The following is a 12007-nucleotide window of genomic DNA, read 5'->3' as shown; positions in this document are numbered from 1 at the left end:
AAAACGGACAAAGAACACATGCTACAGATAGAAATTGACAACGGCAGCGGCTTCTGCTTCGGAGTAACCACGGCCATCAGGAAAGCCGAGGAGGAACTGGCGTCAGGAAAACCCCTGTACTGCCTTGGCGACATCGTTCACAACAGCATGGAAGTGGAAAGGCTCCATGAGAAAGGACTCATTACCATAAATCACAGCCAGCTTGCTACCCTGCACGATGCCAAAGTGATGTTGCGAGCACATGGTGAGCCACCAGAGACCTACGAGACAGCACGCCGGAACAATATAGAGATTATCGATGCCACGTGCCCCGTGGTGCTGGCACTTCAACGCAGGATAAAACTGCAATACGATGCTGCTCCCGAGGCACAGATCGTAATCTTCGGCAAGAACGGACATGCCGAAGTGCTCGGCCTTGTAGGACAGACTCGCCAGAATGCCATCGTAATAGAGAAATTCGAAGATGTCACACGTCTCGATTTCGGACGTGACATATACCTGTATTCACAAACCACCAAAGGGCTCGACGAATTTCAGGACATTATACAATATATAAAGGAGCACATATCCCCCTGCGCTACATTCAAGAGCTTCGACACAATCTGCCGTCAGGTTGCCAACCGCATACCCAATATCGCCGCCTTCGCCGTCAGACACGACCTTATCCTTTTCGTTAGCGGCAGGAAAAGCTCAAACGGGAAAGTGCTGTTCGGCGAGTGCCTAAGAGTGAACCCAAACAGCCATCTTATAGAAAGTGCAGAAGAAATTGAAAAACAATGGCTAAAAGATGTATCAACAGTTGGAATATGCGGTGCCACAAGTACCCCTAAATGGCTCATGGAAGAGTGTCGAGATGCCATTTTAACAGGCTAATGATAAATTGAGATAACATAAATGACAAATTGGGATAAGTAATAGTGTAATAGGCTTTTATATTTTCTGCTTTTTGCTTAATTTTGCCACGGATAGTTAGTTACTACTAATCAATATTAAGAATAAAGTTCTTTTAATAATGGCGAAAAAGAAAAATCAAAAGGCGAACGAAGGAAGCGATTGTTCCATGGATAAAAAAATGTTCACCCGCATCAACGCTCTTATCTTGAAGGACGACAACTACCTTACCCCAAAGCTGTCTCGTGACTTCATCCTAAAGAGAACAAATGTACCCAAGAACAAATTCGCTCCACTGTTCAGAAAATATCTCGGCATCAAGTTCACAGACTACGTGAACGGTATGAGACTTGACCATGCGGCAAAGCAGCTGCGTGAACATCCTGAGTACACGGTCGAGACCATAGCACAGGAATGCGGTATACCAAAGCTGCAAACCTTCTATCGTCTGTTCTCTCTGAAATACGGCATGCCCCCGGCCGAATACCGCAACAAGCACCTGTAAGACTACTCACCGAATGTAAACCAGACACCTATAATGACTTGTGTATGCGACACAAGCCAGATAATTTTAGGGAAAGATTGTATCAGGCTCCATTTTGATATGTAAAGAAACACTATTAGCAAATAATCCCGCTTAACTGCATTTATACATTCGAAATCTAATCACTTACATGTGATTGCTGATTGTTATTTTGATTTAAAAGCTGACTTAGTAAATTTGCAACCAAAACTACAGAATTTTTCGGGACTTCACAACCAATCCAAACGCTTCATTAATTCAAACACAAACCTATATTAGAAAGAAGAAAGGCTGATAATGCATTAAGTCGGCCACGTCATTCACTTTCAATGCCGATGAGGGTTATTCAGGCTACATTTACATAGGAGGGTATCCACCCCTTTTATATTTAGATGTGCGCCTCGAAGCACGAGGACAGGACAATGTACCTATAGGAAACAAGGTGCAGCCTTGCTGGCAGAGCCGGAACATTGACCTGTTTTCGTGCTTTTAGGTTTTTTGCTTATTTCATAGTTATATTAGGGATTGTCGTTTAATTCTGAGAAATTGATATTGATTGACGAGGGTATGCCATCAGAGGTTGCCCTTGTCTGTTTTTTTTCTGAGTTTTGTCGTTTTTTGAGGTGATTTATGTATCGTCAGGACACAATTATCCCTTGCACGAGGGATAATGTTTGACCGATATTTGTTTAGGCTGCCTGGCTGAGTTCTGCCTTTGCAATTCTCCTTGCCAATTGCACCGTATTAGCCGTATGGATGCCGAAGAAGATTATCAAGATTTAAAGCAGTGGAAAAAGGAAGGGGAATGGGCAACACACTGCTTTTCGTAAACACTACGATAAAACACAATGTTCAATGTCTTTTACGAACGTGACTTATCGTAAAACAGAAGATATATGCGTTTTTTGCCAACTTTTTGCCGAAATGTTTGTATATTACGAACAAACGTATTACTTTTGGAGCGGAATTTTCACCTTGAGCAAGTCACACATTGTGCATTTTCACTTCCGAGAGATGGTGCCGAAGGTAACCGATAGAAAAATGAATTTAAATAGGAATAAAAGACGATGACCAACTATTTTAACCTAAAAAAGATGAAAACAGGAAAAGCATTGTTGCTCGTTTTGACGCTGCTGTGTGTGACAGTGGCAAAGGCGCAGCAACGTTACACATTCAGGGCGCAGGACTATGTCAGCACCGACAACAACCGCGCCCCGCAGTCGGCATTCAGCTACGATGCCTCGGCCAACACGCTGACCATCACCGCCAGCGGCACCAACAACATCGCCTTCCAGATGGACAAGGCGCAGGCCGACGGCAGGTACTTCGTGCTGGGCGACCAGCAGTACTACGTGGTGGAGGGCACAAACCTGAAAGCCACACCTGCCACCAACAGCTACGTATGGTGGTTCAACGGTGCCAACAAAGGTACGCAGGAGGCGTCGACCATGTCGTTCGACACCGACCACGGCACCACCATCGTGGTGTGGAACATTGCCGAGAACGAGGTGATGCGCTCGAACATGAACTTCGCCAAGGAACCAATAACCATCGGTTCGAACGGTGCCGCATTCATCAACGCACTGGGACTGACCAGCAGCACCGGCACCAGCACCATCAGCAACATCGACTACCTGGAGAAGTACGGCATGGCAGCACTCTACCCCTGCACATGGGACAGACTGGGCTACACCGCCGAGTCGCTGACCAGCGAGATTGCCGGCAGGATAGACACAAGGATAGGCGAAGCAGAGAGGAAACTGCAGACAGGCACCAGCGAGGAGCTGGCAAAGGCCCTGGACGAGGCACGCGAGGGCAAAGCTGCACTGACAGCCACCAGCTACAGCGAGGCATACAAGGTGCTGCGCCGGCTGGAGGACGTGCTGCTGACAGCCGCCATCACCGTGGGCGTGAGCAGTGTGGAGAGCATTGAGGGCGGTCTGCACATCACCCAGGACAAGCTGCACACCTACATCCTCTTTTATAATAATAAGGTGGTGCGCGTGCTGAAGAGCCATGCCGCACTGGCAGCCATCGACAAGCTGAGCATGTCTGTCATAAAGGACTACGACAAGAGCATCGCGCTGACATACGACGGCATGAGCGGCGAGGGCGACATCAAGGTGAGCAGCCAAGACGTGACGATATGCATCAGCCGCAAGGACGGACACATCTCGGCACTGCGTGCCGACGGAACTCCACTCGTCAGCGAGAAGCCTGGCGGCACCATGATGGAGGAGCGCAGCGGCGTCACCCCATACGACACCTACACCATACGAACCACCTTCGCACTGGACAGCGACGAGTGCGTGTACGGTCTGGGACAGATACAGAACGGCGACCTGAACCAGCGCAACAAGACCATCCTGCTTGAGCAGGACAACATGAAGGTGTGCATCCCCTTCTTCCAGTCGACCAAGGGATATGGCATCTTCTGGGACAACTACTCGCCCACCACATGGTGCGACGATGCCAAGGGAACATACTTCGAGAGTACGGGTTCGGAGATTGACTACTACATCCTGGCTGGCGACCCTACCGACGACGTGGTGACACTGACACGATGGCTCACGGGCGAGGCTCCGCTCATGCCTCTGTGGAACTTCGGACTCTACCAGAGCAAGGAGCGCTACCGTTCGGCAACCGAGACGATGAACGTGATACGCGAGTACCGCAAGCGACAGGTGCCCATAGACTGCGTGGTGCAGGACTGGCAGTACTGGGGCGAGGAGAACGACCACCGCTACTGGAACTCGCTCTACTTCCTCAACAAGACCTACTTCAGCAACTATCAGGAGATGATTGACGACGTGCACGCCAACAACGCACACCTGCTCATCTCCATCTGGGGCAACTTCGGATACGAGACTCCTGCCTTCAAGGAACTGCAGGCGCTGGGACGCATGATTCCAGCCAACAGCTACCCATGGAACCAGGGCGTACAGCCATACGACGTGTGGAGCACCACAGCCCGCGACATCTACTGGAAACACCTCTACGAGGGACTGGTGAGCAAGGGCGTGGATGCCTACTGGATGGACTCCACCGAGCCCGACTACCAGAAGAAGAGCGACTCGGAACTGGACTACATAAGCGAGAACGGACGCTCGTGGCGCACCATGCGCAACAGTTTCGTGCTGGGCCACATCAGCGGCGTCTACGACCATCACCGCGCCCTGCAGGCAAGCAACGAACAGCTCGCCGGCAAGCGTGTCAGCATCCTTACACGAAGCGGATTCGTAGGTCAGCAGCGCTATGCCGCACAGACCTGGAGCGGTGACATCAGCGCATCGTGGGAGACACTGCAGAAGCAGATTCCAGCCGCCCTCAACTTCACCGCCTGCGGCATCCCCTACTGGAACAACGACAACGGTGCCTTCTTCGTAGGCTACAAGTGGGGTAGCAACGGTCCCTTCAACGACGACAACTACCGCAACCTCTACCTGCGCTGGACCCAGTTCTCGACCTTCACCGGCATGATGCGCTTCCACGGCAGCGGCCACAACTGCGAGATATGGCAGCTTGGTGAGGAGAGCGACACCGACGGACACTACGCCCAGGTGCTGAAATACATCAGGATGCGCTACCGCATGCTGCCCTACCTCTACAGCTTCAGCTGGCAGGTGAGCCAGAACCACCGCACTCTGATGACGGCACTGCCGCTGGCATTCCCCGGCGACAAGGAGTGCCGCGACAAGAAGTTCGAGTATATGTTCGGCGACGCCATGTTGGTGTGCCCGGTGGTAAACGAGGGCCAGACCATCACCCACAACTATCTGCCAGCCGGCACACAATGGGTTGACTTCTGGACCGGCGAGACACTGCAGGGCGGCACCACCCACACCAAGCAGGCAAACCTCGACATCATCCCTCTCTACATCAAGGCTGGAAGCATCCTGCCATGGGGACCCGACGTGCAGTACAGCACCGAGAAGAAGTGGGATAACCTGGAGATACGCATCTACCCAGGCGCCGACGGCGACTTCACTCTCTACGAGGACGAGAACGACAACTACAACTACGAGAACGGCGCCTACACCGAGATACCTATGCACTGGGACAACGAGAGCAAGACGCTGACCATCGGCGCACGACGCGGCAACGGTTTCGAGGGTATGCTCGCCAACCGCTCGTTCTGCATCGTCATGGTCAACCCTCTGCGCGGAGCCGGCGACGCACACTGCCAAACGTACTCTGCCATCGTGCAGTATGACGGCAGCGAGACCTCGGTCGTCCTGAGCGACCAGTTCAGCGCCGAGCAGTCGGAGGACGTCACCAGCCAGTACATCGTGAACCCCAGTTTCGAGGACGACGTGAAGGGTTGGACACGCGACATCAACACCACATGGTCGGGCGTCAACGTGGGTGGCGGCACAGGCGACCCACAAGCCACCGACGGCACTCACATCTTCGGCGTTTGGGATGCCAACGTCGGCAAGAAGGCAATGCTGAGCCAGCCCGTCACACTGCCACGAGGCAGTTACCGACTGACGGTTGACATGCACGCACCCGACAACAACGCATCGCGACTGGGCGACCAGCACCTCTTCTGCGGCGACAAGAAGGCTCTGCTGCGCGACCAGGTGAGCAGCACCGGACGAGGCGACATGACACCTCTGCAGACCATCGCCCTGGAGTTTGACGTAGCCGAGGACGGCACCACGCTCAACATCGGTGTCAACCAGACAACCGCCCCTACGCAGACGTGGTACAAGGTGGACAACTTCCGACTCATCCACATCAGCGAGAAGGCAGAACTGAAGGCTGAAAACGTGGTGATAAGCATCGACAACGTCCCTACCGACCAGCCTGCCATCAACAGCGGCAAGAAAACCTTCTACAGCCTGTCGGGCATGCGCCTTGCCAAGCCACAGCGTGGCATCAACATCGTCAGCAAAGGTGACAAGACACAGAAGGTAGCCTGCTTCTAAGAGCAACTGGCAAGTGTGGCGCCAAGACTCTGTGGCGGCGTCGCTTCTGCAGCGCTACCCGCACGCCACGGTACACGGACACCGTGAGTTTGCACGAAAGGCATGCCCCTGTTTTGATGCACGAAGCGAATACTCAGAACAGGAACGGCATGGCAACACGTAATCACACAATAAAAGGAACGAGGATACGCATATTGGTTTGCGCATCCTCGTTCCTTTTTTCATTTGTCCGATAACTACCGATAACTCTCGCTCGGCATCCGCTTGCGGTGACGCTTCGCACGAAGTGCAGAAGAACTCCCGAAAACTCCGGTTAACTCCCCTTTTATCGCAGCATCCTACGCAGTTTGGAGAGTGCCGTGCGGCCTACTCCCTACTCCGCCAGATTTCTATCCTTCAATTATTAACCTTTTAACTTACCACAGCCATGATCAATGAACATCGCAAACAACTTTTCAGCTTTCTTTGGAAGCTCTTCACTGCTATCATTGCTGTAATTTCCGGTTCGCTGGGTGTTTCCGCTGCCACCCACGCCATCCAGCCTCTTGTAGGTTGAGCAGCACCCCTTGTATGACATTCATCTGACAGAAGAAGAGGCTGTGTCAAAAGTAACAGACACAGCCTCTCTCTTTTTTTATACCTCCCGTCCTTCTGGCTTAATCGGGATTCTCTTCACTCCAAATGTTCCAGTCTTTCTTCTCCTCTTTCACATCAAAGGGACCTTTTCCTCCTGTCGGGATGTAACTACTCTCAAACAAATGCGTCTGCACTGTTATCCTGACAGCCTTCGACCTTGGTCTTGTATACAGTTTCTTCATCTCCGACTATTTTACAAAATATTTCTTTCCATTCTTAATGTAGAAAGTAAAAGGAGTTTTGGATACAAAACCAATCAGGTTGCCGTTTTGTTGTTTTTAAGTAATTATTCGTCTCTTAGGAATAGCTGACTGGAAAAATCATGTCCAAAGTTTTGCTGTTATTCCTTTTTTTTGATTACTTTTGCAGGCAAAACCAATCCTAATAAATTTATTAAAACTACTTAATCATGAAACAAACTATGAAAGGAAACAGCGGATATCTTTTCTCCATCGTCCTTGTTGCTGTATTGGGAGGTCTGTTGTTCGGCTACGACACGGCCGTAATCTCCGGTGCCGAGAAGGGACTGCAGGCATTCTTTATGGGGGCAAGTGACTTCACTTATACCGACGGCTGGCACGGATTCACCTGTGCCAGTGCGCTCATCGGATGTATCATCGGCAGTGCCATTTCCGGTATGCTGGCCACCAGGCTGGGGCGTAAGCGCTCTCTCATCCTTGCCGGGGTGCTCTTCTTCCTTTCCGCTTTAGGAAGCATGTATCCTGAGTTTATCTTTTTCCAACAGGGCCACCCCTCGCTCTCGTTGCTTGTCGTGTTCAATATCTACCGTATCATCGGTGGTATAGGTGTGGGATTGGCATCCGCCATCTGTCCTATGTATATAGGAGAGGTGTCGCCCTCGCATATCCGCGGTATGCTGGTGAGCTGGAACCAGTTTGCCATCATCTTCGGTCAGCTGGTGGTCTATTTCGTCAACTTCCTTATCCTGGGTTCCCATGCAAACCCTGTCATCGAAATGATCAACGGAGTCAACGCGATTGTCAATCCCGAGGCTGCCTCATGGACTATTGCCACAGGTTGGAGATATATGTTCGGTAGTGAGGCTTTGCCGGCAGGACTCTTCGCCCTGCTCATCTGTTTTGTACCCGAGACACCACGCTATCTGGTGATGATCGGCCAGGAGTCGAAGGCCCTGTATGTGTTGCAGCGCATAAATGGCGTGAAGGCTGCCGCCGAGATTATAGAGAGCATCAAATCGACGGTGACCGAAAAGACCGAGAAGCTCTTTGCCTATGGCTTCCTCTGCATCTTCGTCGGCATCATGCTCAGCGTGTTCCAGCAGGCCATCGGCATAAATGCCGTGCTCTATTATGCACCCCGTATCTTCGGCGACATGGGTATGGACAACCCGATGGTACAGACGGTCATCATGGGTATTGTCAACATCTCGTTTACGCTCATCGCTGTCTTCACCGTGGAGAAACTGGGTCGCAAGCCACTGCTCATCATCGGCAGCATCGGTATGGGTGTAGGAGCAATAATGGTAGCCATTACTTTTGGCAACAATGACTTCCGAATGATCACCATGCTCGGAATCATGCTCTATTCGGCCTCGTTTATGATGTCGTGGGGTCCAATCTGTTGGGTGCTCATCGCCGAGATATTCCCCAACACCATCCGCGGCAAGGCCGTGGCCATTGCCGTTGCCTTCCAGTGGATATTCAACTGGATTGTCAGCTCCACCTTTGTGCCGATGTTCAACATGCACCTTGTCGAGGGCGACCATTTCGGCCATTGGTTCACCTATGGTCTCTATGGTGCCATCTGCATCCTTGCTGCCCTCTTCGTCTGGCGCATGGTGCCCGAAACCAAGGGCAAGACTCTGGAAGACATGAGCCGTCTCTGGCGCAAATAGTTGTAGTCCGGAAGAACTAAACGGCAGTAATTTCCTTGGGGACTACAGTGCCACTTATGGAGAGTCTTTCCTCCCTTTTCTCACTCAGAATAGGACTGACGATGTCATGCAAAGCTTTACGGGAGCAAATGCAAAGCTTTGCGTGGGCAGTTGCAAAGCTTTGCGTTGGCGGATGCAAAGCTTTGCGTGAGAGATGGGCTAAACTGGAAGATAGCTTAGCCATAATAACAGCAGGAGATGTTTGGTTCGGCAACCAAAAAAGGTAACACGTCTCACGACGTGTTACCCCCGGATAAAAACAGTAATTAACTCAAAATTTATAATCTATATTTAATCTCTGTAATCCTACTCATATGATTGCGGAAATGTATTCCGGCGAGGAGGGCGGTATCGTACCGCCGCCCAAATTCCTATCACAGGTGTTGAAGCCTGACCTCCTTCTGCCTTCGTGAAATACGTGATTTGTGTTGTTGCGTATTTCTCAATAACATAAACAAAAACTTAATCTCCGTTTGTTGATAATTGTCTTTTGTCTGCAATATAGTATGTGCTTGTATCTCTTTACGTCCACAAAATTACAAACAAGCTACAATATGGCAAAATGAAATCAGCGAAACAACCTGATTTTTCAGTAAAACACCGAAACGGGAACAAGTTGTACCTTTACAGGCAAATCACTACTTGTTTCCACACACCCGACAATATTCCTTCATAAGCCACTGATCCTGCTCCTCGATGGTCATCTCGCTATTGTCGAGCACCACAGCGTCGTCAGCTTTACACAGGGGGCTTACTTCCCGATGGGTGTCGATGTAGTCTCTTTCCTGTACATTCCTCAATACGGCATCGTAGTCAGCATCGGCACCCTTGGCTTTCAACTCGTCATATCTGCGTTGTGCCCTTACCTCGGGACTTGCCGTCACGAAGATTTTCAGTTCAGCATCCGGGAAAACTGTTGTGCCGATGTCCCTGCCGTCCATGACAACTCCCTTTTCAAGTCCCATCTGTCGCTGTTTGGCAACCATTGCCTCTCTAACAAACGGCAAGGCCGCTATGGGGCTGACATGATTGCTCACTCTCAGGGTTCTGATTTCTCCCTCTACAAGCTCATCATTGAGATATGTATCAGGCTGCCCTGTCTGAGCGTTAACCTTGAAAGAAATACTGATATTGCCCATTTCAGACTTCAGGGTATCAGCATCCACAGTGCCGTCTTCAGCAAATAATCCCCTGCGTAGAGCATAGAGGGTGACAGAGCGGTACATGGCCCCTGTGTCTACATATATATATCCAAGTTTCTTGGCCAGCTGCTTGGCCATCGTACTTTTGCCGCACGACGAATACCCATCGATGGCTATGGTAATTTTTCTCATAATGTATATGATAAATTGATTAATACAGAAGAACTTGAGACGTGGTATTTGCCGTAGGCCGCATTGATGTGCAGCCTGTCAAGGTTTAGACCAGCTCCAAAGGACAATCCTGCCCCGTGGCTTGACTCTTCCTCCCCGTTTACAATCCTCATCTCGTTGGCACGCCTCAGATTATATCCCATGCCTACCCACATGGTCTGCGAGAACAGGACATCGAGACCAAACACCCAGTGGTTGATAAACTTGTAGTCGGTGTGGTTGAGATCGACGAGGGAGGCTGAGAAGCGCAAAGGAGTGCCTACGAGCCTCTTCGACGCTCCTATCTGCAGGTCGACGGGCATTTTCTCGTATTCGTCATCGTAAGGGTCGAGTTGTCCGCCAAGGTTCTTCACCACAGCAGACACAGACCAGCCTTTCTCCGCGTCTTGATAGTTAACCCCTAAGTCCACGCCCATGGCCAGCGAACTGTAATCACCAATATATGACGAGATGCACTTTACTGTGACACCTCCGGCTATCTTGTCGGTAAGCATATACGAGAAATATCCTGCCAGCGAGATATCCTTGGCAGAGAAGTCGCCTGTTATTACATTATTCTCATCCACCTCCTTCATTTTTCCGTAATTCATGTACTGTGCCGACACAGCCCATGCCGCCCGTTCCCTGACCGTGCGGCACCAAGTAGCACTTGCAGTATTTGCTCCCGACATATAGTTCATGAAGTTCAGCCCCAACGTATTGTCGCTTACCGATGTGAGCAATGCTGGATTATGGAATATCATCGAAGCGTCGTTCTCCACAACGGAGATGACATCTCCACCAAGTGCTGCCGCATGTGCACTAACAGGCAGTCGAAGGAAGTTGTATTCCGTCTGGCTCACCTGCGCTTGGACGGTACAGGCCGTAAATGTTAACAAAAGTGCTAAAGGAGCTCTATTCATTTTATTTTTCGTAATTTATCCGCAAAGATACTCTTTTTTTCAAATATCTGACGTAATTTTGCGTTTGAATTTAGAAATATAACGTAAAACAGGCAATTTTAGTGTGGAAATAAAGAAATCAAAAAAGGCAAACATCGACGAGCAGAGAGGCAAGGCCTTTCTGTTAGGGCTTGTTATTGCCCTGTCCCTGGTGTTTGCTTCCTTAGAGTACACATTCAGTCCTGACAGATATGTTGGCACGGACTATATACCCGATGACGTTCTGGAGGAGATGGCGCTCACCCCTGCCATGGAACCTGAGGACATGGTAGCTGCCACAACTGAGGAAAAGCCTGCTGCTGCTGACAAGGTAAAGGCCGTAGAGACACTGTCGAAAGACGCTACAGCCACTATCGATGAAAACAGCCTGATGCTTATTGGAGAAGCCGACGCGCTGTTGGCTGAAGCCAATACAGACCAGGCGCAGCCCCAGGTTCCCGCTTTGGCACAGGATACCACTGTTCTTCGCACCACCGACAAGCTACCCGAGTTTCCGGGAGGCATCACGGAATTCATGAAATGGCTCACCAAAAACCTGCGCTACCCAGAGCAAGCCCGCAGCAACAAGATCCAGGGCAAGGTGGTAGTATCATTCATCGTAAACAAGGATGGAAGCATATCGTCACCAACGGTGCAGAAATCCGTTGACCCTCTACTCGACCGCGAAGCCCTGAGGGTGATACGCATGATGCCTCATTGGAAACCGGGCATCATGGACTCCAAGCCCTGCCGCACGATGTTCGCCATACCGGTAGTGTTCAACCTATAACAGCACACGACATTAATAACCCATTATA

General features: G+C 50.6%; 8 protein-coding genes. 5 read left to right on the top strand and 3 right to left on the bottom strand.

What is annotated here, in order from left to right; genetic code table 11:
• Positions 1–18: 18 nt before the first annotated feature.
• The 3 genes from CIL02_RS14630 (at position 19) to CIL02_RS14620 (ending at position 6345) form a co-directional block, all read left to right on the top strand.
• Positions 19–873 (top strand): 4-hydroxy-3-methylbut-2-enyl diphosphate reductase, encoded by an 855-nt coding sequence (locus tag CIL02_RS14630; RefSeq protein WP_094402831.1) that lies wholly within the window; start codon positions 19–21, stop codon positions 871–873.
• Positions 874–1060: 187 nt separating this feature from the next.
• A complete protein-coding gene (locus CIL02_RS14625) occupies positions 1061–1396 on the top strand; it encodes a helix-turn-helix domain-containing protein (protein WP_170935120.1) in 336 nt (111 codons plus the stop codon).
• A 1112-nt stretch (positions 1397–2508) separates the two neighbouring features.
• On the top strand, positions 2509–6345 hold the full coding sequence (locus CIL02_RS14620; protein WP_170935119.1) for a TIM-barrel domain-containing protein: 3837 nt from the start codon (positions 2509–2511) through the stop codon (positions 6343–6345).
• Between the two features lie 656 nt (positions 6346–7001).
• Here CIL02_RS14620 and CIL02_RS16465 read toward each other — a convergent pair.
• Positions 7002–7163 carry a hypothetical protein gene (locus tag CIL02_RS16465; protein WP_170935118.1) on the bottom strand — a complete coding sequence of 54 codons (162 nt, stop codon included), beginning with the start codon at positions 7161–7163 and terminating at the stop codon, positions 7002–7004.
• A gap of 227 nt (positions 7164–7390) precedes the next feature.
• Here CIL02_RS16465 and xylE point away from each other — a divergent pair, with 227 nt between their 5' ends.
• Positions 7391–8857, top strand: coding sequence for a D-xylose transporter XylE (xylE, locus tag CIL02_RS14615; RefSeq protein ID WP_094402826.1), 1467 nt, complete (start codon positions 7391–7393; stop codon positions 8855–8857).
• Positions 8858–9534: 677 nt separating this feature from the next.
• Here the strand turns inward: xylE and cmk are convergent.
• Positions 9535–10230, bottom strand: a complete 696-nt coding sequence (gene cmk, locus CIL02_RS14610; RefSeq protein WP_094402824.1) for a (d)CMP kinase — start codon at positions 10228–10230, stop codon at positions 9535–9537.
• Complete coding sequence (porQ, locus tag CIL02_RS14605) at positions 10227–11171, bottom strand: type IX secretion system protein PorQ (protein WP_094402823.1); 945 nt, start codon at positions 11169–11171, stop codon at positions 10227–10229. The genes cmk and porQ overlap by 4 nt, the downstream gene beginning before the upstream one ends.
• A 103-nt stretch (positions 11172–11274) precedes the next feature.
• Here porQ and CIL02_RS14600 point away from each other — a divergent pair, with 103 nt between their 5' ends.
• On the top strand, positions 11275–11979 hold the full coding sequence (locus tag CIL02_RS14600) for an energy transducer TonB (RefSeq protein ID WP_094402821.1): 705 nt from the start codon (positions 11275–11277) through the stop codon (positions 11977–11979).
• Positions 11980–12007: the final 28 nt, after the last annotated feature.

The organism is Prevotella sp. P3-122, from assembly GCF_002251365.1.
Classification (GTDB): Bacteria; Bacteroidota; Bacteroidia; order Bacteroidales; family Bacteroidaceae; genus Prevotella.
The sequence above is the reverse complement of the archived record's forward strand: the minus strand, read 5'-3'. Positions and strand labels throughout refer to the sequence as shown.